We start from the raw sequence: 22,203 nt of genomic DNA, 5'->3' as shown, positions 1-22,203 counted from the left end.
TCCCTAGACCTCAATCTTCTCCCAGCTGGCATCCAGGTTTTCAGCAGTTTTACTGTTGGTCACCACCGCATAGCTGGCTTTTTCAGGTAGCAGGTAGGTTTTCGCAACCCGCTGGAGGTCGTCAAAGCTGACCTTCAATACCTGCTGACGATAGGCCTTGCGCTGTTCAGGCGTGCGGCCAAACAAGCTGGAATGATAGGTTTGACGCGCATCACCGGCTGGCGAGCCAGGTTTATCGATACTGGATACCACACCCAAGATCGCCTCTTCCAGCTTCTGAGGATCAGGCTTTTCGGCCAACAACCAATCAACCGATGCTTTAAAGTCGTCCAGAGTGGCCTCCAAACGCGGGTCCCGGTAAGAAAAGAAACGGAAGACACCATCACCATTATCCTGAGCAGCCCCAGCACCATAGGCACCCCCCTGCTCACGGATCGCCCGATGCAAATAACCATTACGCAGGTATTCACCCAGAATGGTCAGCGCTGCTGCATCAGCATGGCTAGAGTTAACACTGGGGAAGGCCAGCGCACAGAAATTCACCTGAGTGGAAGTCAACCAGGCCTGCTTGATGGCTTCACGTCGTGCTGGTAAAGAGAAGGGCTCAAAATCAGTTGTTACCGGTAGCTGACTCCAACTTTTTTCCAGCGAACCCAACAGAGGCTGCTGCTGGTCCTCTTCGGCCACCAGCATAAAGTGTCTGGGTGCCAGCTTAAGCTTCTCATGTAACGCTTGTAAGGCTGCACTCAATTGCTTAAGGGCCGTTTCATCCTGCAGCTGCTTATCGAGAGCCTTAGCCGCTTTAATTGAACTCAAACCCTTAGTGAGCTGCGCAAAATGACCCGCTGGGCTCAACTCAGATACCGCCGCCAGCATTGCCAAAGCATGGCCTTTACCGGTGATCGATTGGGCTTTGCGTGAAGCCCTTTGGGCAACAATTTCCTTCAACCTGGGCAGCTCATCAAAACGCGCCTGATCCAGAGTCTCAGCCATTAATTCTTGTAAAGCATCCTGCTTGACCGCCAAAGCCTTGCCAGACAAAACCAGATACCCCTTCACCTGCTGAAGATCTTCCAAGCTGGCCTTAACATTCACTGAGGCACTAAAACCGCCGGTAATCTCGCTTTGCAGCGCCTGGTTTTGTTTATAATCCCGGTCAGCGCAACCCAGCTCAGTCAAACAGTGGCTATACAGAGGCAGCAACTCTTGTTCTTCTTCATTCAGTTGAGGCAGCTCCAGCAAGGCCTGAACATAAACCAAGCCATTAGTACCTGCTGTATACCAGGCCGTTGACAAAGAACCCGCCGCCAAATCCTGAGATTCAGGAAGGTGCAGTTCCAGGGGCACATCTTCAAGCGTCACCTTGGGCAACAGAGCATCGTCATCCACCTGCTGCTGACGAATATCCAAAGCCTTCGCCTGCTGAACAATAGCCGCCTTCTCTTCGTCATTCAGCTGCGCTTTAATCGCCGCCAAACGCTCTGCTTCAGCCGCTTCACGCAGGCTGGTAATCTGGTTGTCAGGGCGCAGAGTCAAGCGCACCCGATGCGGATTATCCAGCAGCCACTTGCGAATCAAACCCGGAATAAAATCAGGGTTCTTAACCGCTTCCCGCAGGCGCTCCAAGGCCGGGTCAATATTCAACAAGGCAGCCAAATCACCGCGATGCACCGCGGCCGACAAACCACCCAGCATCAACTGCAAACCAAAGGGCATGCCATCACCGGTAATTTCCCGCTGACTCAGTTCCAATTGATGCAGTTGCGCTTCAACACTACGCTGATCAACACCCTCATCAGCCACCTTCTGCAGCGTCTCCAGAATCAGTTGCTCAAACTCAGCCGCCTTTTCCGGCTCACTGCCTTCCAAACCACAAAGAAAGCTCATTTCACGATTGGAATCTTCCAACCCGCACATGGGCGAAGGGCCTGTACCCAAATCGGTTGATTCCAATGCCGCCAACAAAGGAGAACTGGAATTATCCAAAAGCACCCGAGTCAGCAGATGGGCTTGCAAAAGATCATCAATATTAATTGAACGCGGCAGCAACCAGCCCAGCACATGATGGGTCTGTTGGCTCAAGTCCTCTTGATCCAAAGCATAGGCTTCTTCCACACGCACCGGGGCAAAGTAGCGCTTTTCATCAGCAACCTGGAAGACTTTCGGGTTTTGCTCAAAACGGTGCAGGGCCTGATCATGCAGCTTGCCTTGAAGAGTCTCCACATCCAGGTTACCAAAGGTCATAAAAATGGCGTTGGACGGGTGATAATGGCTCTTGTAAAAATCAAGCAACTGCTCATAAGTCAGATCAGGGATGCAGTCAGGGTCTCCGCCCGAGTTATGATGATAAGTGGTCGTTGGAAACAGGTGCTTGGTCAGAGTCTGGAATAAAGTCGCAACAGGTGAACTCATCGCCCCTTTCATTTCGTTATAGACCACGCCCTTATAAACCAAATCCGATTCGGTGTTGCCGGTTTCAGCAAAGTCCAAACGATGGCCTTCCTGAGCAAAATCCAGCGGGTCTAAACGTGAAAAGAAGGCCGCATCCAGATAAACACCCAAAAGATTATCAAAATCCTTGTCATTCAGAGTCGCGAAAGGATAGGCCGTCCAATCACTGCTGGTCAGCGCATTCATAAAGGTATTCAAGGAACGGCGCAGCATCATGAAAAAAGGATCACGCACCGGATACTGCTCACTACCACACAAAGCCGTATGCTCCAGCATGTGCGCTACCCCGGTCGAATCCTCAGGCAGCGTACGAAAAGCGACCAGAAACACCTTCTCATCCTGGTCCGCAGCCAGGTGATAGTGCTTGGCACCCGTCTGAATATGCTCGAATTCCTGAACTTCAAGGTTCAAAGAAGGAACCGGCTGAGCGCCGAGAAAACGGAAACTGGAGTGGGATTTTTGTGTCGTAGAGGTCATAAATACCTTTTAAAAAACAAGACAATAGAAAGAATCAGAACGCATGAAAAACAGCCAAACCCATTACATCAGGTGAAACGACGGGTAGCAACACTGTATTACCTGTGGACTCAAAAGGACTGTATCGCAAAGTCAATTGACCCACCCCATAACCAACCAGAGCACCAGCCAAGGTATCCGAAGCCCAATGAGCATCCTCATTAATACGACTCAAAGCTGTTGCTGTTGCCAAACCATAAGCACCCCAATACACCAAAGGCTGATGCCTATAACGCTCAGCAAAAACCGTCATGGAAGCAAAAGCGCCTGAAGAATGTCCTGAAAAAAATGACATTCCTCCCTCACCCCAAAGATTAGAATCACCCCCCGAATCTCGTGGCCTTTCTCGACCGGTAATACGCTTGGAGCTTTCTGCGAACACCTGACTAATAATAACCGATTGTAGCGATAGAAAGGTTGTATCCATCAGATAGTCATCATCAAACATCAGTGCTGAAACCGAGGTCGCACCATGAATCCATAAAGCCCCTTTAGGAGAACCTATGTCGTACAAAAATCCTCCAGTCCATTCATCCAGCCCATCGCTCTTGATATTGTCAAACCAGTAATCACGAATCTCTTCATCCTGGGTATAAACCAAAGCAACGGTGCCAAAAGCCAAAGCATTGCGCTTCAACTTATCGGAATCTAAAGTGAAAATTTCACCGGCAGCCCCCATGGGAATACGATAAAAATTGGCAAAATAATTACCCGTTGTACTGGCATCATCATCACCAGCATGAACCCCAACAGGCAAAGTCATTAAAGCAGCAAGCAATACAAGCAAAAATCGCAAAACCCTTCTCCCCGCGCGGACTAAAGTGATATTATAACGTTAACTCAGAGGCTGGGCACCTGGCATTCCGAGATTTTTTGACTCACCAGTCTAAAATAAATACAATGATTAACTAATACTTAAATATGCAGAGAGTCACACAGACTTCTATGAACCAGAAACCCCTACCTCTTTCTCAGCAAAAACCTGTAGCTAATGGTTCTTCACGCTGGGTATATCAACACCCTGACCAGCCCGGCTTCTTGATCAAAGTATTGAAAAACAGACTGCCTGCTCAGCAGGTCTACGGCCTTAAAAACCGCATCAAAGCTCTCAAAGGCAGGCACAAATTAACCCGCCATATGCGGGAAATTGAGCAGTATATCACTGTCAAAAGCTGCAGAAACGACCAGTTTATTGAGCACCTACCCATGATGACCGCTCTCCAGGATACCGACATGGGTTTTGGCGTTGTGGTTGAAGCCATTACTGACACTCAAGGGCGCCTGGCACCTACATTAACAGATTTAGTTCACAACAAGCTTATGACCATCCAGCGCATTACTCTGCTGGAAATATTTTTTGAACGCCTGCTCAGATCCGACGTGGTTGCTGGCGATGTCCACGGTAGAAACATCGTCCTAGAAACCAAAACCGATGGTACTGAACGCTTTGTTCTGGTCGACGGTTTAGGTGACTCCACCATCATACCAACTCGCGCCTTAAGCTGGTGGATTAACCGCTATAAGAAAATTGAAGGCATCAAAAAGCAGCGTAAGCGCTATACGGCACAGCTGACCAGCAAAGAAATCAGGAAAGCTGCAGACCTCCAGTGTGTTTGCTCACTTTTTACACCTTACGACAAATAATTAAAACCAGTTGAAGCAACAGAGGCCCTATGCACCAGGTACAAGTAACAACCTTCAGCAATGATGCTGACGTACCGGCATTACTGGAGTTAGGCAAAAGGCTTCTGAATACCCCTGCAGTTCAACCAGAAAATCCAGACCCTGCGCAGAGTACTGCCCCCAAAATCACTCATAGTCTTAACAAACTATTAAGGGCCGGCCATCAAATCCACTTTGTCCAATACCAAGGCCGAGAGTACATTTTTAAAGTTTTTGCGGATTTGGGCCAACACAGCCCTGGCAGAAGACTAGGTTTTTTCATCGACAGCTGGCTGAAAAACCCAGCAGAAAAAAGCTACCAGGGTGCCTGCAAGCTTAAAGAACTCGGCATACCAGCAATAGAACCCGTTGCACACCTCAGCGGGCGCTGGGGCATCCACCGTCGTGGCCTCTTTATTTATGAAAGCGTACAGGCCCAATATAGTCTTAAAGAATGGCTAAACTCCGATGTGAGCAGCCAACAACGTAAAGAATCTATACATCAGCTCTGCCAAATTACCCGCCAGTTGGAAGCCTCTGACTACCACTTTGCTGACTTCAAACTGGACAACATCCTCGTTGAAGAAAATAGCGACACGAATTTTCGCTTAGTGCTGATAGACACAGACGAAGTTCTCAAGTCCCGATTAAAAAAACTGGCACCCCTTCCCAAACACTGGAAGAAGTGGCTCAGCCTCTGGCACCTGCGCAGACTAAAACCCAAAGCACCGCTGGATATGCAGTTCCTAAAGTGCCACTTAGCTGAAAATCACCACCCTTACGACCTAGGAACCTGGCGGCTTATTAGAAATTTTCAACCTAACCCAGCCAAGTGGTTAAAGCGAAAAAAAAGAAAAGAAAGCAGAAATCGCTTTACCTACAGAGCCTATCGAATTACAACTCACTTGCCGCAAGAGCAAGCTGAAGCAATTCTTGATAGCTTTCTGGATGAAAATTATAAAGTACTTGCGACCTACAAAAACAGCAAGCGTAGCTGTAGCCAACGTGTAAAAACCTCTGACAAGCAAGACTTGGTTTTCGAACAGCCACAAGCACAGTACCAAAGACTAGGCTATAAAATTCGCAACCTCTTTAAAGCCGGAGAAGCTGTGCAGCAATACTCCAGCATGCGCTTACTTCAAAGTCTTGCTTTACAAGGCCCCGAAGCTTTGCTTGCAGCAGAAAAACCCGTAAAAGGCTTACCTAAAAAAGGCCTTGTCGTATACAGACATGCTGAGGGAGAAGCCGCTGACCCTGATAATCCACAGCATGTCAAAATTATAGCCACCGCTCTCTTACATCTACATAGCTATGGCTATACCCGTGATGACCCCCGCTTAAACAACTACCTGATCAACAAAGGGCAGCCAATATTCATTGATTTTCTGCTTGAACAGCCCTTGCTATTCAGAAAAACCAGGCTGAGAATGGAATTCATTAAATTCCTAAGGCGCTATCCAGAAGCCATAGAGTTTCTCAGTGCTTCAGAAAGGACAAGCAAATCTTTTCGTCTAACTCAACTAGTCAAAAACCTGGGTCAGAGAAAGAAAAAAAGCAAGCGAGCCAAAACACCATGAAATCAACCATCTGGTTTGACACACCTAGTCTTTACTATATTCCACAATATGAACCTGTTATTGAAGAGTTGCAGAAGCGTGGCTACAAAGCCAGCTTACTAATCCACCAACACCCAGCTCAAAAGCAATTAATTGACCATTTTTGTAAAAAAACCCAGCTACCCTGGAAGCTAATCAATTCTAAAGATTCAGCTGAATTCTACAGCCGGGAAAAACCTGAGTGGATCATCTTCGGTAACAACTATGAACCGCTTAAGCAGCTAGACAAAAATACCAAAACTGCACTGCTCTACCATGGGATAGGCATTAAATCCTGCTACTATGATGCAGAGCTAGCCCAATTTGATGTACGCTTTACAGAGGGCAGTTTCAGGCAAGAGCAACTACAAACACTCTACCCAGAAGCTAACTTTAAACAAACTGGCTTTGCTAAACTCGATCCCCTGGGAACCAGCAATTTACCTTACCAAAAAGCATTCAAGCCAGAAGAGCATGGATTAGACGCCAACCGCCCTACGCTCGTCTATGCGCCAACCTTTTACCCCAGCTCAATTGAGCGGATGCCGAAAAATTGGCCCAACTATTTTAGTGACTGCAACCTTGTCATCAAACCTCACCTTTTCAGCTACACCAACAAAAAATACGCTAAGCAACGCCAACTTTTTAAACATTGGCAGACTTACCCCAATGTCTATTTGGCACCAGCAGAAGAGATTTCACTGCTACCTTACATGGCAACAGCTGACCTACTCATCAGCGAAGCCTCATCAGCACTATTTGAATTCGCAGCTTTGGATAAGCCGGTTATCTGGTTAGACTTTCTCAAGCTTCGCTGGAGTTATCGCGGAATCTTCCGCTACCGGTTCGAACGCCGGATGGATATGACGATCAATGACTATCGAGACGTAGCCACCCACATCAGTCGCCCCAATGATCTGGAACAAATTATCCGAGAAGAATTGCAGCACCCAGAAAGAAAAAAAGCCGAGCGACTAAAAGCCACTCAGCAATTGATTGGTGAAGTTGATGGCAAGGCTTCGATTAGAATTGCAGGTTACTTAACTGCTGCCCTATCATCACGAAGATAATCCCACTCTTCAACTGGCGTTTGCCAATCACCATAGCGACAAGTCAAGTAACCATCAAGGTCAGCAGGTACTGGGTAGTGCTTACCATCAAATTCAAGAGTACTCAAATTATCATAAAAATGGCGCGGGACTTTCTTATTAACAATCGTCCCCATACCGACCGACCAGTAATAGAAGTCATCATCAGCATATTTAACAATTGCATCTAATAAGACTTCACCACGACTCACTAGGTTTTTTCTATTTCTAAATTTAACAACCCGTAGCTGGCCCTTCTTCAAGGCATGATGATCCTGTTCGCAATACTCAGTACGCACTCTCAAACCCTTCAACCACAGAGGAAAGCGGCACTTCAACAGCTTGTCAGCATCCTTGCCAGCAACAAACAAATCCAAATCATCGTCCCAAGGCAGGAGACGTCCCTCACGCGCGATTCCAAGCAGGGTGCCGCCATCAAGGCAGTAAGTTATGCTATTTTTATCAAAATAGTCGGTAACTAACCTCAAGTATTTCTTAGCTTTTTCTGCAGTGTCGCCTACTAATCGAGAATTGCCACTCATAATGCCACCTGGAAACTATCCAACATTAGCCAGAATCTCAACAATTTCATCTCTTGCATATTGCATGGAATCTATAAAACCACTCCCTTTAAAACAATCGATAAAATACACTTGAGAAGACGTTTCGGAAACTTGCCTCATAAAATGAGAATCAATAACCATTTTTGAAACAAAGTCTTCATAATCTGAAGAGCTATATCTATCACGGCAATAACCTAAGCCCCTTGACTAAATTAACTGATTAAGCTTTTCATCTTTTTTTTCTGGATTAATGCCAAGAACAAAAAAAATCGAGTCATCAGGTAGAGTATCAAGAGCATTTGAAAAATACATTTTTTTAAGAAAGATCCAAATGTCAAAGCCTTCAAATGCCAAGCCTAAAGGTAATTTGCTATTTCGGTATAGCAAGTCATGAAAAAGACTATATTTTTTGAAAAAATATTTTTCTTTGTTATCATAATATATCAATCTCAAGTGATCGGTTGATACAAAATTTAAACCCAGACACTCATGAAGAACATTAGAAAGAAAGGTTTTTCCAACCCTAGGAGTACCTGCAATATATATTTTTTTATGATAAAGAGGTTTGTCAGAAGCATACACAGACAATCTTTTAATGATTCTATCAGAAACCAAGCTGTATAAACCAAGTTTAATGAGGACCCGGTAGCGCCTAATACTTCCCTTTCCAATCTTAAAACGTTGATCAGACATACATGGCATCATAAGAAGTCAGACTATTTAGTATCTCTATTTGTAAACATTCATCTGTTGCAACAGGAGCAATGTGAGGGGGTCCCGGCCAGTCACTGTCATCCCACTGTATTCCAGCAAAGGTTTGTGTCTTTGAATAACGTGGAAAAATATGAAAGTGCAGCAGAGGGTCCTGCATCATCAAGCAAAGCACATTTATTCGATCAGCCTGGAACACCTGCATAGCCAGGCGTTCAGCTTGACCCAGCAAAGCTCCCATCTCCTGGTGTTCCAAACCAGAAAGCTCAGCAAAGCCTCTACGCTCCTGTTTAACACTCAAAACCATAGAGCCCAAAGTTAACTGTTGGGGGCGTACTGAAAGCACCCAGTTGGTGTTTTCCAATACTTTTAATGGAACAACCCGAAACTTGTCATGGAAATCAACGAGAATACTCATAGCTTATTACTACTCCCTAGAGTTTCCCCAGCACCTCGCGCAATTTGGTACTGGAAGTGTGTGTCGTATAAGGAAAGTAGACAATCTCAACGCCAACCGTCGCAAAATCCTTCTCAAGTTGATTCCACTTATCACTGCCTTTCCAATCATCACCCACAAACATTTTATCAAACTTCAAATTCTCCCAAGCTTCCATCTTATTCATATTAACCTGGGGAACCACCTCATCAACAAAGTCTATGTGTTCAACGATTTCCATGCGCTCAACAAAAGGAATAATTGGCAGCTTTCCTTTACGGCTTTGACAAAGCTCATCGGTTGTGACACCTACAATCAGGTAATCACATTCAAGCCTGGCACGCTTAAGTACATTCAAGTGACCAATATGGAAAAGGTCATAGACACCTGTTGTATAGCCAATCTTTTTTGTCATCCTACTACCCTTTTCTCAGAAACTCTTCTTTTTTCATGCATTCTCATTGCTGACCAAATAACAACCAGTAAAAAAGCAAACGTTAAGGTTGCATTATTCCTGTAAAAAAAAGTCAGCGTTAAATTAAAATCAAGGTAACAAAGAACCAATAAAGCTCCAGCAGCAGCAAAAGAGCGAACTCCGGGATCGTTAGACGACATTTTTCTATAGAAGAATAATAAAGGTACAAGCATTAATACCAAAAATCCAGACAAACCAATTATACCTCGCTTAGCAAGCTCTTCAATATATTGATTATGCAAAGATTTGTGATTAAAAACTACTGGATCAATAACGCCCTCTTGAATCAAATGAGCTTCATTTTCCTTGAATCCTTCCTCACCCAACCCGACCAGTGGACTTGTAGAAAAAGCAAAAAACCCAGAGCGCCACATCTCTAACCGCCTGCCAACTGAAGAGTCTGGATCACCAGCAATAAACTGATCTACATCCTGAAACGCGCGATCTACTCTTTGTTGAACACCAGTTGAAGGCAGCATATATAGTGTAACAACTAAGCTGGCGACTAAAGCTAAAATTCCAGCGGCTACAGGAAGTGAAAAATGTTTAGAGTAGAGCTTAAAAATAACTACCATTAACAGAGGTATCCCTACCCAGCCCCCTCTAGTACCAGTCAAAAACGAGCTAGTCATAGCCAAACAAGCTCCTAACACCAGTAATAAAATCCACCAAACATGCTTGGATTGATGCTTTGCCCAGCTAATCCCAGCAATACAAAGAACAGCAAATGTCATACTAAGATTTCCGAGCTGTAAAGGGCTCATGAAATCAGTTCGGACGCGTGAAATTCCGGTTGTTTGCTTAATATATATTGCAATAAGACCCACGGCAACGGCACCTAAACCTAACCCCAACCAAAACAGCTCTGTTCGAAATGGATTGTGAAGCAAGAAAATAAGGATAGGAATGGCTAGAATAAACCGGGAGGGGGCATCAAGTACATCCAATGATTCCCCGTGGTAAAGAAAAAAGAAGAGACTGACTAAAAAGTAGAATGAAAGTGCACCGATTAGATACACGTCTTCTCTATCCAGTTGAACTCTAGGACGGAAAAATAACCAAATCAGTGATACCAAGAGGAGTAGAGACGCACCATAGGAATAACCCTTGCTTACTGTAAGGGTCATGACTAGAAATAGAAGTATTGGTGCCCCAACTATCCAAGGCTTCAAATAACCAGGTATTTTATTGTCCATCGTTCATTTTCGGCAAAGATTTAACAACTTCGATAATGGAAGTCGTTGAAATAGAGGGTGTCCTCTCCAGATAGCGAACATCGCAAATATCCCTAAACTCATCAAACTTACCTTCCCAGTCATTACCCATAACTAGCAAGTCTGCCTGATGATGAATCAGATATTCACGTTTCTTCTCCAATGACTCTTCTAAAAAAACCTCATCTACAAAACGCAAAGAACGAATGATTTCCATTCGCTCAAATTCCGAGTAAACCGGCTTGCGGCCTTTTTTGTTCTCGTTCAAGGCATCCGATGAAACCCCAACGATTAACTCACTTCCCATTTCACGAGCACGCTTAAGAATTCTAATGTGCCCATAATGCAAGATGTCAAAAGTACCAAAGGTAATTACTCTCAAGACAACACCTAATTAAAATTATTGTGGGGTAACCTGCTCATGAAACTGCATTTTATGCAGCTGGGCATAGGCACCTTCTTGGCCTATCAGCTCTTCATGAGTACCTTCTTCAACAATCTGGCCTTCAGCAACCACCAGAATGCGGTCTGCATTTTCTATGGTTGAAAGACGATGTGCAATCACAAAAGTAGTTCGCCCCTGCATGACATATTCCAGGGCCTGCTGGATGTAACGTTCGGATTCCGTATCCAGTGCTGAGGTCGCCTCATCCAACACTAAAATAGGTGCATCTTTCAGGATAGCCCGTGCTATGGCGATACGTTGACGCTGACCACCAGACAAGAGTACACCGTTATCGCCTACCATAGTGTCTAATCCATTCGGCAACTTCTCAACAAAATCCATGACATAGGCTGCTTTCGCAGCTGCTTCTACGGCTTCACGGCTGGGATTTTTCATGCCATAAGCAATATTCGCAGCCAGAGTATCGTTGAACAAAGTAACCTGCTGCGTAACGATAGCTATCTGCTCACGCAAGCTTGCCAGAGACAGCTCTTGCGTTGGAATGCCATCCAAAAGGATTTGCCCCTCAGAGACTTCATAAAAACGGGGAATCAAGCTGGCCAGGGTCGATTTACCACTCCCTGAGCGCCCTACCAAGGCAATCATTTCACCTGGCTTAACAGAAAAATCAATATTCTTAAGTGCTAAGGGTTGGTCATCACCATAGCGAAAGCTAACATTTTCAAAAACCACTTCACCTTTAGCGCGATCCAAAGTTCGACTGCCCCTGTCAGGTTCAGCAGGGGCATCCAGATAGGTAAAAACATCCTGCGCGGCAGCTAGACCTTTCTGAATTTCATTATTAATTTCGGTAAGCTGGCGAAGTGGCTTAGCCATAAGAGAAGCTGCAGTTAAGAAGGCAATAAATTCACCGGGCGTCATATCACCCATCAGTTCAGGAGAAAGCGCCAGCCAAACCAGAAAACCAAGAGCAGCAGCGACTATCAACTGCACCACTGGGGTGTTAATCGCCTTGGTCAAAGCCATCTTCATGGCTTGTTTACGGTTATACTCGCTGGCTTCACGGAAGCGTTCATACTCAAATTCACTCCCACCGAAACTCCTCACCACCCGGTAACCGCTGATTGCTTCAGAAGCAACATGGGTCACATCACCCATAGAGTTTTGGATACGGCGACTGATTTTACGAAAACGCTTACTCGCATAGCTAACAACAGCACCAATAATGGGTGAAACCGCCACAAAAATCAGTGCGAGAGCCCAGTTCACCCAAAGCAGGTAACCCATCAAGCCAATAACAAACAAGCCTTCGCGCAAGAGAACAGTGACTGCCTTGGTCGCAGCACCCGTAACCTGCTCAATATTGTAGGTTAAGCGTGATACCAAGTGTCCCGAAGAATGCTGATCATAAAAGCGCGCCGGAAGCACCAGGAAACGTTTAAACAAGTCCATACGCAAATGGTGCACCAGCTGGCGTGCGATGTGCGCCATAAAATAAGTACCCAAAAAAGTACCCAGGCCGCGCAAAGCAAAAATGGCAACAACGATCAGGGGGAAGAAAAGCCGCTTGTCTTCCATGCCCTGCTCTATAGAATCGACCAGCATTTTCAGAATATGGGCAAAAGCCGTGCTAGATCCCGCATAGATCGCATAGCCTAAAATAGCCAATAGAAAAATAGGCCAGTAAGGGGCGACATACTTAAGAAGACGCTTGTAGGAAACCCAACCATTGGGTTCTTTGTTTGGGGACTCTTGCTCGCTTGTCACTTAGCTCTCACAGTCAAATTCAGCACGAAAGGGCGTATTCTAACCCTTCAAACCCTTTTTTGTCGCCAACTGCGGCAGGATGTCACAGCATTAACCCAGTAAGATGCTCCAGCAGGTTACGCTTATCCGGTTGGGTTTCATTAGCCAGCTGTTTCCTAAGCTCACTACCTACCCTTAGCAGCGCCTGCTCACACTCGCCATATAACTTTTCTGCCTGACTTGCTGATAAGTCACAAACCTGCACGCCAAAACGCAGCAAATGCTTTTTATCCCACCACTTACGGCTTCCCATCAGCGTCAGGGCGGAAACATCCTCACGAATATAGGCGGTGGTACTCACAACATCAAAGGCAGGAGCCAAACGAATACTCTGCGCATCGTCATAAAGCACACCAAAATTCTTCAGATGTGCATCCCCGTTTTGCAGCCGGTTGTTCAAAACCAGCATCTTGAAAAGCTGCTCCAACGCAGCCGCCTTGAATTGGGGAGAAACAAGCTGCTTACCTTGAAGCACGCACAGGTCTTCAAAACCAAGCGTCTGGCCCTGACCCCCCAGATCGAAGCGTTTCATGATAAAAAGACGATCATCATCCGAAAGGTAAAATTCAGGCACTATAACGCCTGCAGTTTCTAACACGCGCATGCAGTAGTACTCATTCAAAGCCAATTGGGGATAATCATCACCCCAGGCTTTAACGATATACCCTTCCAGCTGCAAGGCGGCCTTTGACTTTAACCTTTAAAGGCAAGCTTTCAGCGCTCACGCAGCTCCTCCAAAGTGGGAAAAGGCGATTTTTCGCGCAAAGCCAGCTCGTAGCCAAGGTAATCAAGAATTTTCATCACCTTGCGCACCCCTACATCACCTGCACGGGCATTTTCTAGGCTGTTGATCGTCATCCTGGATAGACGCAAGTCATCGGCCAGCTGCTGTTGCGAATAACCCTTTTGCTGACGCAGGCTTTTGATCGCCTGCCCCAAGTCTTGAAAGTCCACTGCCCCACCTCAATGCTAATTTTACTTTACATTATTGGCACAAAGACGCAAAAGGTAAAGTATTTTTATCAGCCCAGCAAACCCGCTTCCTGCCCCAGAGTTTGGTTGGCCTGCAACCAGCCTTGCACATAGCCGCAGTCAAAAGTACGGCCCTGCATACGCCAGGCTGCTACCGCCTGCCCCTGAGTAATCAATTCAGCAATGGCATCGGTCAATTGGATTTCATTACCGGCTCCAGGCTGAGTCTCAGCCAGCAATGGCATAATAGAACCTGGCAGGATATAACGGCCAATCACCGACAAGCGACTGGGCGCTTCTTCAGGTGAAGGCTTTTCCACCAGAGAAGCAATAGGTGCAGACTCACCGGCTGCCAGCTCCGCACCCTGGCAATCAACAATTCCATACTGATTCACCCGCTCCAACGGCACTTCTTCAACCATAATCTGAGCCGCCTGGCTGCCATTATAGGCTTCCACCATGGCTTTCAGATCCACACCCTTGGAGTTTACTTGAGGCTTGACCAACACATCCGGCAGGATCACCGCAAAAGGCTCATCGGGTTGTACCAGATAAGCCGCACAGTGAATCGCATGACCCAAACCCAAAGCACGATCCTGACGCACACTGGTCACCTTCAACTCCGGCGGCGCTATCGCTCGCAGGGTTTCTAAAATTGCGGTCTTGCCCTTCTTCTCCAGCTCAGTTTCCAACTCATAATGACTATCAAAATGATCCTCCACCGCCGACTTGCCGCCACGAGTCACCAAAATAATTTCATTCAAACCCGCAGCCAAAGCCTCCTCCACCACATGCTGAATCAAAGGACGATCCACCACCGGCACCATCTCCTTAGGAATTGCCTTACTGATCGGCAACAAACGGGTACCCAAACCAGCAACGGGAATAATGGCCTTACGCAGTTCTGAAGACATGAAAACTCCTGATTTAATTCAAAATAATATGATGTGGGAGCGCAGTCTCTTGTGGGAGCGCACTCTGTGCGCGATTCTATCTATTTATCTATCGCTTTCGGAGAAAGCTCCCACAGATAGCTCCCACAGATAGCTCCCACAGATAGCTCCCACAGATAGCTCCCACAGATAGCTCCCACCTGTAGGAGCGCAGTCCTCTGCGCGATCATTGAAGAGCGCACTCTGTGCGCGATATCTAAACCACCTGCCCTCGGCCAACACCTGAGTAGACCCAGCCTTGTGCAGCCAGTTCTTCAGGGTCATAGATATTACGCCCATCCAGTAGTAAGGGTAGGTTCATTTGTTCTTTAATGCTGGCCAGATCCAGGTTCCAGAATTCCTTCCATTCAGTGACCAGCAAAATGGCATCAGCACCTTGGGCCGCTGCTTCTGGCGAATCGGCTACACTCAGCCCTGCCCTGCCAGCAAAGTGTTTTTTTACCGCAGGCAGAGCACGGGGGTCATAGGCCACAACATCAACATTATGTGCTAATAAGGCTTCTATTAGGTGAATAGCAGGACTACCGGAAATACTGGCTGCATTAGGTTTAAAAGAACAGCCCCAGACGGCTACTCGCTTACCGGCTAGATTGGCCTTATAAAAACGCCAAAGCTTTTGAAATAAAAGATCTTTCTGTTGTTCATTGGTCGCCTGAACACTGCTTAAAAGATGCTGTGCACTGCTCTGGCTAGCGGCCAATTCAGAATTCAGTTGGTCCAGAGTTTGCAAAAAGGCTTCACCACCAAAACCACAACCAGGATAAAGATACTGAAAACCAATTCGTGAATCAGCACCCATTCCCTGGCGTACTGCTTCTATATCTATTTCCTGACGCTCTGCAAGTTGCGCCAGCTCATTCATAAAGCTAATTCGGGTCGCCAGCATCCCGTTGATTGCCAGCTTGGTTAACTCAGCTTCACGCGGCGTCATCACCCGAAATCTTTCCTGACTGCGGTTAAAGGGCAACATCAAGCGTTTAATTTGGTTAGTCGCCTGGGCTGAAGCACTACCCAACAACAATTGCTCAACACGGGTAAAGCTTTCCAAGGCACGGCCCGCCTGAATAAAGTTGGGCCAAAACACCACCTGCTGAGGTTTAGGTGTTGCCTTGTTTAAAGCCTCTTGAAGCTGATCTGTTGTTCCCAAAGGCACGGGTTGCACCAAAGCAATCAAAGGTGGAAAGTCTGCTAAGCGCACAGCATCGAGAATAGAGTCAGTTGAAACAAAGTCCCGTGCATCAATCAATAGATCCAAAACAGCCGACTCAGCAACTGGGTTGAACCCGAGCTGTAAGCGCCCACTTTCCAGCTGTTGTGTTAATAAGCGCGATAAATCAGGCTCAACCTCTTCACTGGTTGCATCGGGTAGTGCACCCGCAGTCATTTTCACACTGCAGCCAGTTGAAGCCAAAACAGCTCCCAACGTCCAGGCCACCAAATCTTCACCAATAATAAGCAGCTTCATGATTGGCCTCCTTTAGGGTGATTATCGCTCACAGAGTGAGCTCCCACAGGATTAGTGAGAGCTCCCACAGATTCTGTAGGAGTCCTCTCCGAGGACGATCCTGCTCTATAAGACTCAATTAGCTGAGCCAAATTTATAGTGGAAGAATCTAGGTCCAGATTGTGGGAGCGCAGTCCACTGCGCGAATCGCTCACAGAGTGAGCTCCCACAGGGTTGGGGTGAGCTCCCACAGGGTTGGGGTGAGCTCCCACAGGTTTTGTAGGAGTCCTCTCTGAGGACGATCCATTCAATAAGGGCTGTAACTGCTGGGCAACCTGCTTGCCCAATTCCACACCCCATTGATCAAAGGGGTTAATTCCCCACAAGCAAGCTTGGGCATAAACCTTGTGCTCATAGGTGGCAATCAAGGCACCCAGACTTCGGGCATCCAAGCGCTCAAGTATCAAGGTTGAAGAAGGCTGATTACCCGGATAATGCCGAAAAGGGTTATCGGTCGGCTCGACTGCCGCATTACCCAAAGCCAATACCCGTGACTGGGCCAGGCAGTTGGCAATATTCAGCTCATGTTGAGCAACCAGCTGCTCATAATGAGCAAATTCACAGGCGTTATCATAACGACTGGCAGCAATAATAAAATCTGAAGCAACAGCCTGGGTTCCCTGGTGCAGAAGCTGATAAAAAGCATGCTGGGCATTCGCCCCTATCTCACCCCAAAGCACAGGACAGGTCGCATAATCCAAGGGTTGGCCATCACTAGTCACTGACTTGCCATTACTCTCCATTTCCAACTGCTCAAGGTAGGAAGGAAAATATTTCAAACGCCCGTCATAAGGCAGAATGGCATGAGCCCGAATATCCAAAAAGTTGACATTCCAAACCCCCAGTAGCGCCATCATCATTGGCAGGTTTTCTAAAGGAGCAGCTGAACGAAAATGCTCATCCAGCTCATGGGCACCGGCTAGTAGCTCTCTGAAAACAGACATGCCCAAAGACAAAGCGATAGGCAAACCAATGGTGGCCCAAAGTGAAAAGCGTCCACCCACCCAATCCCAGAAATATAACTGATTAGCCTCTGGCAAGCCCCAGGCGGTCATTTTTTCCCGCGAAGCTGACATACCAATAAAGTGACAACGGTGCAGTAGCTCGGAATCAGGGCAATAGCTGCCCAGCCAGGAACGTACCGTATCGGCATTGGACAGGGTATCGATGGTGGTAAAAGACTTGGAGGCAATACAAAAAAGCGTGGTTTCAGGGTTTAAATGATCCAACAGATCAAATAGCTGACTACCATCGATGGTTGAAGCAAAGTGAACCTTCAAAGAACGTGCTTCAGGTTGAGTGAATTCACGCAACGCCTGAGTCACCATCAAAGGGCCCAGGTCACTACCACCTACCCCCAGATTAACCACATCGGTAATACGTTTACCTGAAAATCCGCGCCAAACACCCGACTGCACCTTTTCAACCAGAACAGCCATTCGCTCCAGCTGCTCATCTACCGCATCCAGGCCTTCAGGGCGTTTATCAGCGGGGGCACGCAAAGCAGTATGCAAGGCTGCGCGGTCTTCACTGATATTGACCTTTTCACCGGCAAACAAAGCCTTAATGCGGCTAGGAAGTTTCGCTTCCAATGCCAGTTTTTCAAGTGCTTCCAGCACTTCACCCGTCACCCGCTGCTTACTAAAATCCAGCGTCATAGAGCCAGCGGACACCGTCATTTTCTGTGCACGCCGGGAATCCTCACTGAACAAATCCACTAGCTTTTTTTTCTGATTTGCCAAGGCTTGAAGATTTGCAAAAGCACTGCGTTGGGTTAATAACTCCTGAGACATAACTTTCCTGGTTATATTTAAGTTGTTTATTGCGAATAAATAACCACGCCCACTCGATCAATATGGTCTTTCAGCAAGGCATTATTGATTTCCTGGTAATCCAGCACATCAAAGCCAAGCGGCAAGTCTGTTTCTTCCAGGTCTAGCTTAATGGCAGCCAGAAGGTGACGATCCAGCCTGCCTTTCAAGGCCAAATCCAGGTCGCTGCGCTCATGATAATTACCCTTCGCACGTGAGCCGTAAACCAGAACTTCTTCGATTAGGGTATGGCGAGCAAAAACCTCGCGCAGCTGTTCCAGCTGTTCAGAACTCAGGCCGATCTTTAGTTGTTTCAAGCACTTCCTCCATTAGCTGAAAATAGAAAGCATCCAGCAATGGCAGATATTCTTCCCTCAAGGTTTTGATAATGGCTTCAAACTTGGCGAAATCATAGGTGTGGCTCATCAGATTTCGATCACCAATCATTTTTATCCAGGTTTCAGCATCACTAATATATTTGGCTGCAAAAGCTTGACGAATCACTCCTTTGGGAGAAATTTGATCCAAGACCAAGCCATCTTGCTCCATTTTATCTTTCAGCACCTTCCAGGCCAGCTCAAAGGTATATTCAAAGCGCTGGATAATCCCTTCTTTTTCAAGCTGGCTCAAAGAAGCAGGCTCCAACTCCAGAGCTTCACGCAGAAGACTGAAAGCTCGGCTAAAATTGTGGAAACGCTGGATCCAGCGGACATCAGAGTAATCCATACAGGTTGACCCTTTTCTAACAAAATATCGCTTTCAGAGAAAGCTCCCACAGAAACCTTCTACAGACTTTGTAGGAGTGCACTCTGTGCGCGATTATCGAAGCGCAAAGCATCGCTTTTGGAGAAAGCTCCCACAGAAACCTTCTGCAGAGTTTGTAGGAGCGCACTCTGTGCGCGATTATCGAAGCGCAAAGCATCGCTTTTGGAGAAAGCTCCCTCAGCGAGCCCCAACAAGCTCCAGCCGGGCCTGTACATCCTTAATCATTGCTTCAAGGAAGGCCTCACCAGCAAAACTTTCTGCATAGATTTTATACAGGGTTTCCGTGCCACTCGGTCTTAACGCACACCAGCCCTGGGCTGTTACCCATTTCACTCCACCTATAGAAGCGCCATTACCGGGTGCCTGGGTCATGATGTTTTGAACGGGCTCGCCACCCAAAACCTTCAGTTCAACCTCTTCGGGCTGAAGGTTAAGCAAACGCGCCTGCAGGGCTTCAGAACAGGCCACATCCACCCGCTTATAAATGGGCGCTCCCAGTTCTTGGGTTAAATCAGCATAGTACTCATGGGGTGTTTTGCCTGTCACCGCCAGAATTTCAGCGGCCAACAAGCAGAGCGCAATACCATCCTTATCGGTACTCCAGGGTTTGCCATTAAAAGTCAGCAAACTGGCCCCTGCGCTTTCCTCGCCCGCAAAACCCAGCCAGCCTTCACTCAAGCCTTCCACAAACCACTTAAAGCCAACAGGCACTTCATAAACGGAATGACCTGCTGCTTCCACAACCCGGTCAATCAAAGAAGAAGAAACCAGAGTTTTGCCAATCTGAATAGCCTTAGGCCAGCCCCCACGGTTGCGAAGCAAATAATCAGCACAAACGGCTAAATAATGATTGGGGTTCAAAAGCCCCTGTGCATCCACCACACCATGACGATCCGCATCAGGGTCATTACCAAAGGCCAGGTCATAGTCATCTTTTACTGCCAGCAGCTTACTCATCACCGCACTGCTAGAGCAGTCCATGCGTATCTTGCCATCATGGTCCGGTGGCATAAATGCAAAATCCGTCGCCAACACAGGGTTCATCACCTCAACGGGCAACTCCAAAGTTCCAGCAATCGCCTGCCAAATCGGTAAAGCCGCACCACCCAAGGGGTCCGCACCCAGCTTCAGGTTGGCTTTACGAATCGCATGAGTATCCACCACCTCATCCAACTGGCGAACATACTCACCCACAAAATCATAACGACCCGAATGCAGCAAAGCCTCTTCAAGGCTGACAGCAGGCTCTTCAAGCTCACCGGCCTGTAAAAGCCTATTGGCCTCTTGTTCTATCCAGGTAGTCACTTCCCCTTCTGCGGCCCCACCATGTGGCGGGTTGTATTTAATCCCCCCATCCTCAGGTGGATTATGCGAAGGGGTTAAAATCAAACCATCCGCCTGGGGTAAACGCGAAGACTGGTTATGGTTATGCTGCAAAATCGCATGACTCACCAAAGGCGTGGCCGTAAAACCTAAATCAGTTTGCAGACGAACATCCACCTTCAAAGCTACCAACTGGCGCAGTACCAATTCCCAAGCTGGTTGCGAAAGTGCATGCGTATCCTTACCCAAAAACAAAGGCCCACTAATCCCCGCTTTTCGGCGATAAGCCACCACAGCCTGCGTAATTGCCAGCAGATGGGGTGCATTGAAAGATGCATTCAGCGAAGAACCCCGATGACCCGAAGTACCAAATTTAACCGGCTTTAACGAAGAAGCCTCCACCTCAGTGAAGGCCGAAAGAACTTTTTGCATTTAACAAACCTTGTTTAGATATAAATCGCTCTCGGAGAGAGCTCCCACAGAGAGCTACCACCTGTAGGAGCGCAGTCCTCTGCGCGATAATCGAAGCATCAAAGAATCGCTTTCGGAGAAAGCTCCTACATGTGGGAGCGCACTCTGTGCGCGATGTTTTTTATCTAGCCCCAAACCCTGTAACGATGGTGCGAATGGTTTTGAAGACAATCAGAATATCCAACCACAAAGAAAAGTTTTTAATATAGTAAAAGTCATATTGTAGTTTTTTATTCATCTCATCCACCTCGGCGGCATAGCCTTGATTGACCTGAGCCCAACCAGAAATCCCCGGCCTAACAACATGGCGATAACTAAAGAAAGGAACTTCATGCTCATAAGACTCAGACAGATGAACGGACTCAGGACGAGGCCCAATAAAGCTCATCTCACCTTTCAAAACATTCAAAATCTGCGGCAACTCATCAATGCGATACTTACGCATCCAGCGGCCTATGCGCGTGATCCTGGGATCACAAATACCCTTGGCATAACCCGTACCCTGACAGTTCAGATACATACTTCGGAATTTATACATCTTGAATCGGCGCGCACGATAGCCCACACGCTCCTGAACAAAAATGGGGCTACCGGGGGAATCCAAGCGAATCAGCACAGCAAGTAGGGCAAAAAAAGGTAGGAAAATCGGGAGCAGCAGCAAAGCTGCCAGGGTATCCACCACCCGCTTAAAGCCAACGTAAAAAAGAGGTGGCAAAAGCGAGCCAAACACATTCTCAGACAAGTGTTCTATCTTTACCCGGCCTGTATGTGACTCATAAATCTGGCGCACATGGTACACAGGCACATGGCTTAAAGCACAACGGGCCAAAAACTTTTCCCATTGGGGTGGCAAATCTTCAGCATGCAAATCCGCGACAACGCCATCATAGCGAACCCCTTGAAAATCAGGGTATTCCAAGAGGCGTACATCTAAATTTCGTCGGGGCTTCAAACTGTTACCCTCACCAAAGGGCACTAAAGCAAACTTGGGTAAACGATAGCGCCGGCCCAAAAAATAGCCCGCAAAACACCAGAAACAAGTTAGAAGGAAGGAAGCAAAAACAACTTGGCGGGCATAATCCACACGAGTAAAAAAAAGGACAGCGATAGCCAAAAGATAAGCAAAACTAACGGTAGGCAAAATATAGGCCGCTGTCTGACCACTGGAAAAGTGCATAACCCGGCGCAGGGTGAAAGTGACCGCCACATAAGCAAGGCTTACGGCCAAAGTGGTATTAATCTGCACCTGGGTAGCATCCTGCCAAAAGACCCAGCCCCACCGGTTCCAAGCAGGTAAGAAGCCAACAAACAACAGGCCTACAAAAAGCTGGAAGGGAAGGCCTAGCAAAAGCCTCTCGTACCACCGTGAATGACGACGCTCTAATTCAATCCGCACACCTACCCCAGAATCCGAAACCATCAACCGGTGCGCAAACCTACACCAAGAAATAACCAATAACTACACTAGCGGTGCAATTATA

The 22,203-nt window shown here is 47.1% G+C and carries 21 protein-coding genes; 3 read left to right on the top strand and 18 right to left on the bottom strand.

Going from position 1 to position 22,203, the window contains the following annotated elements; genetic code table 11:
* Positions 1–3: 3 nt before the first annotated feature.
* Both BM185_RS02195 and BM185_RS02190 read right to left on the bottom strand, forming a co-directional pair.
* Complete coding sequence (locus BM185_RS02195; protein WP_091958579.1) at positions 4–2,928, bottom strand: insulinase family protein; 2,925 nt, start codon at positions 2,926–2,928, stop codon at positions 4–6.
* A gap of 34 nt (positions 2,929–2,962) precedes the next feature.
* Entirely contained in the window at positions 2,963–3,763 is an 801-nt protein-coding gene (locus BM185_RS02190) for a phosphatase PAP2 family protein (RefSeq protein ID WP_143089464.1), read from the bottom strand.
* A 149-nt stretch (positions 3,764–3,912) separates the two neighbouring features.
* On the opposite strand from BM185_RS02190, the gene BM185_RS02185 reads away from it, so the two are divergent.
* From BM185_RS02185 to BM185_RS02175, 3 genes are read left to right on the top strand one after another with little or no spacing between them, the layout of a single operon-like run.
* Positions 3,913–4,611: a YrbL family protein gene (locus BM185_RS02185; RefSeq protein ID WP_177203441.1), complete on the top strand. Its 699-nt coding sequence runs from the start codon at positions 3,913–3,915 to the stop codon at positions 4,609–4,611.
* 29 nt (positions 4,612–4,640) lie between these two features.
* Positions 4,641–6,206 carry a lipopolysaccharide kinase InaA family protein gene (locus BM185_RS02180; RefSeq protein WP_091958569.1) on the top strand — a complete coding sequence of 522 codons (1,566 nt, stop codon included), beginning with the start codon at positions 4,641–4,643 and terminating at the stop codon, positions 6,204–6,206.
* Positions 6,203–7,294, top strand: a complete 1,092-nt coding sequence (locus BM185_RS02175; protein WP_091958567.1) for a CDP-glycerol glycerophosphotransferase family protein — start codon at positions 6,203–6,205, stop codon at positions 7,292–7,294. The genes BM185_RS02180 and BM185_RS02175 overlap by 4 nt, the downstream gene beginning before the upstream one ends.
* On the opposite strand, the gene BM185_RS02170 is transcribed toward BM185_RS02175, so the two are convergent.
* From BM185_RS02170 to BM185_RS02095, 16 genes are all read right to left on the bottom strand, one after another.
* Positions 7,261–7,854 (bottom strand): LicD family protein, encoded by a 594-nt coding sequence (locus tag BM185_RS02170; protein WP_091958564.1) that lies wholly within the window; start codon positions 7,852–7,854, stop codon positions 7,261–7,263. The two genes, BM185_RS02175 and BM185_RS02170, sit on opposite strands and share 34 nt — an antisense overlap.
* Before the next feature lie 228 nt (positions 7,855–8,082).
* A complete protein-coding gene (locus BM185_RS02165; RefSeq protein ID WP_091958560.1) occupies positions 8,083–8,568 on the bottom strand; it encodes a hypothetical protein in 486 nt (161 codons plus the stop codon).
* The gene (locus BM185_RS02160) at positions 8,561–9,004 is read right to left on the bottom strand and encodes an HIT family protein (protein WP_091958557.1); all 444 of its coding nucleotides are present in this window, start codon (positions 9,002–9,004) and stop codon (positions 8,561–8,563) included. Before BM185_RS02160 ends, BM185_RS02165 begins: the two co-directional genes overlap by 8 nt.
* 16 nt (positions 9,005–9,020) lie before the next feature.
* A complete protein-coding gene (locus tag BM185_RS02155) occupies positions 9,021–9,437 on the bottom strand; it encodes an FAD synthase family protein (RefSeq protein WP_091958554.1) in 417 nt (138 codons plus the stop codon).
* The gene (locus BM185_RS02150) at positions 9,434–10,693 is read right to left on the bottom strand and encodes an O-antigen ligase family protein (protein ID WP_091958552.1); all 1,260 of its coding nucleotides are present in this window, start codon (positions 10,691–10,693) and stop codon (positions 9,434–9,436) included. The genes BM185_RS02155 and BM185_RS02150 overlap by 4 nt, the downstream gene beginning before the upstream one ends.
* Positions 10,683–11,093 carry an FAD synthase family protein gene (locus BM185_RS02145; RefSeq protein WP_091958549.1) on the bottom strand — a complete coding sequence of 137 codons (411 nt, stop codon included), beginning with the start codon at positions 11,091–11,093 and terminating at the stop codon, positions 10,683–10,685. Before BM185_RS02145 ends, BM185_RS02150 begins: the two co-directional genes overlap by 11 nt.
* An 18-nt stretch (positions 11,094–11,111) precedes the next feature.
* Positions 11,112–12,884, bottom strand: a complete 1,773-nt coding sequence (gene msbA, locus BM185_RS02140; protein WP_091958547.1) for a lipid A export permease/ATP-binding protein MsbA — start codon at positions 12,882–12,884, stop codon at positions 11,112–11,114.
* Between the two features lie 82 nt (positions 12,885–12,966).
* Positions 12,967–13,602, bottom strand: a complete 636-nt coding sequence (locus BM185_RS02135) for a type II toxin-antitoxin system HipA family toxin (RefSeq protein WP_091958543.1) — start codon at positions 13,600–13,602, stop codon at positions 12,967–12,969.
* Positions 13,603–13,637: 35 nt separating this feature from the next.
* Positions 13,638–13,877 carry a helix-turn-helix transcriptional regulator gene (locus tag BM185_RS02130; RefSeq protein WP_091958540.1) on the bottom strand — a complete coding sequence of 80 codons (240 nt, stop codon included), beginning with the start codon at positions 13,875–13,877 and terminating at the stop codon, positions 13,638–13,640.
* A 68-nt stretch (positions 13,878–13,945) separates the two neighbouring features.
* Positions 13,946–14,809: a UTP--glucose-1-phosphate uridylyltransferase gene (locus tag BM185_RS02125; RefSeq protein ID WP_091958537.1), complete on the bottom strand. Its 864-nt coding sequence runs from the start codon at positions 14,807–14,809 to the stop codon at positions 13,946–13,948.
* 235 nt (positions 14,810–15,044) lie between these two features.
* Positions 15,045–16,313 carry a nucleotide sugar dehydrogenase gene (locus tag BM185_RS02120; RefSeq protein WP_091958534.1) on the bottom strand — a complete coding sequence of 423 codons (1,269 nt, stop codon included), beginning with the start codon at positions 16,311–16,313 and terminating at the stop codon, positions 15,045–15,047.
* On the bottom strand, positions 16,310–18,145 hold the full coding sequence (gene pgi, locus BM185_RS02115; RefSeq protein WP_091958532.1) for a glucose-6-phosphate isomerase: 1,836 nt from the start codon (positions 18,143–18,145) through the stop codon (positions 16,310–16,312). Before pgi ends, BM185_RS02120 begins: the two co-directional genes overlap by 4 nt.
* A gap of 26 nt (positions 18,146–18,171) precedes the next feature.
* Positions 18,172–18,480: a nucleotidyltransferase domain-containing protein gene (locus tag BM185_RS02110; protein ID WP_091958530.1), complete on the bottom strand. Its 309-nt coding sequence runs from the start codon at positions 18,478–18,480 to the stop codon at positions 18,172–18,174.
* Positions 18,449–18,889: a nucleotidyltransferase substrate binding protein gene (locus BM185_RS02105; RefSeq protein WP_091958527.1), complete on the bottom strand. Its 441-nt coding sequence runs from the start codon at positions 18,887–18,889 to the stop codon at positions 18,449–18,451. The genes BM185_RS02110 and BM185_RS02105 overlap by 32 nt, the downstream gene beginning before the upstream one ends.
* Positions 18,890–19,105: 216 nt before the next feature.
* Positions 19,106–20,683: a phosphohexomutase domain-containing protein gene (locus BM185_RS02100; RefSeq protein WP_091958523.1), complete on the bottom strand. Its 1,578-nt coding sequence runs from the start codon at positions 20,681–20,683 to the stop codon at positions 19,106–19,108.
* 160 nt (positions 20,684–20,843) lie between these two features.
* Positions 20,844–22,142: an exopolysaccharide biosynthesis polyprenyl glycosylphosphotransferase gene (locus tag BM185_RS02095; RefSeq protein WP_091958519.1), complete on the bottom strand. Its 1,299-nt coding sequence runs from the start codon at positions 22,140–22,142 to the stop codon at positions 20,844–20,846.
* Positions 22,143–22,203: the final 61 nt, after the last annotated feature.

This window comes from Marinospirillum celere (assembly GCF_900112235.1).
Taxonomy (GTDB): Bacteria; Pseudomonadota; Gammaproteobacteria; order Pseudomonadales; family Halomonadaceae; genus Marinospirillum; species Marinospirillum celere.
This window is presented reverse-complemented; position numbering and strand designations above follow the sequence as displayed.

What these genes read in the sequence shown, in the direction of transcription:
- BM185_RS02185 (WP_177203441.1), top strand. Translation starts at nt 3,913, where the DNA reads ATGAACCAGAAACCCCTACCTCTTTCTCAGCAAAAACCTGTAGCTAAT.
- BM185_RS02180 (WP_091958569.1), top strand. Translation starts at nt 4,641, where the DNA reads ATGCACCAGGTACAAGTAACAACCTTCAGCAATGATGCTGACGTACCG.
- BM185_RS02120 (WP_091958534.1), bottom strand. Translation starts at nt 16,313, where the DNA reads ATGAAGCTGCTTATTATTGGTGAAGATTTGGTGGCCTGGACGTTGGGA.
- BM185_RS02105 (WP_091958527.1), bottom strand. Translation starts at nt 18,889, where the DNA reads ATGGATTACTCTGATGTCCGCTGGATCCAGCGTTTCCACAATTTTAGC.
- BM185_RS02095 (WP_091958519.1), bottom strand. Translation starts at nt 22,142, where the DNA reads ATGGTTTCGGATTCTGGGGTAGGTGTGCGGATTGAATTAGAGCGTCGT.
- BM185_RS02170 (WP_091958564.1), bottom strand. Translation starts at nt 7,854, where the DNA reads ATGAGTGGCAATTCTCGATTAGTAGGCGACACTGCAGAAAAAGCTAAG.
- BM185_RS02195 (WP_091958579.1), bottom strand. Translation starts at nt 2,928, where the DNA reads ATGACCTCTACGACACAAAAATCCCACTCCAGTTTCCGTTTTCTCGGC.
- BM185_RS02155 (WP_091958554.1), bottom strand. Translation starts at nt 9,437, where the DNA reads ATGACAAAAAAGATTGGCTATACAACAGGTGTCTATGACCTTTTCCAT.
- BM185_RS02125 (WP_091958537.1), bottom strand. Translation starts at nt 14,809, where the DNA reads ATGTCTTCAGAACTGCGTAAGGCCATTATTCCCGTTGCTGGTTTGGGT.
- BM185_RS02160 (WP_091958557.1), bottom strand. Translation starts at nt 9,004, where the DNA reads ATGAGTATTCTCGTTGATTTCCATGACAAGTTTCGGGTTGTTCCATTA.
- BM185_RS02175 (WP_091958567.1), top strand. Translation starts at nt 6,203, where the DNA reads ATGAAATCAACCATCTGGTTTGACACACCTAGTCTTTACTATATTCCA.
- BM185_RS02150 (WP_091958552.1), bottom strand. Translation starts at nt 10,693, where the DNA reads ATGGACAATAAAATACCTGGTTATTTGAAGCCTTGGATAGTTGGGGCA.
- pgi (WP_091958532.1), bottom strand. Translation starts at nt 18,145, where the DNA reads ATGTCTCAGGAGTTATTAACCCAACGCAGTGCTTTTGCAAATCTTCAA.
- BM185_RS02100 (WP_091958523.1), bottom strand. Translation starts at nt 20,683, where the DNA reads ATGCAAAAAGTTCTTTCGGCCTTCACTGAGGTGGAGGCTTCTTCGTTA.
- BM185_RS02165 (WP_091958560.1), bottom strand. Translation starts at nt 8,568, where the DNA reads ATGTCTGATCAACGTTTTAAGATTGGAAAGGGAAGTATTAGGCGCTAC.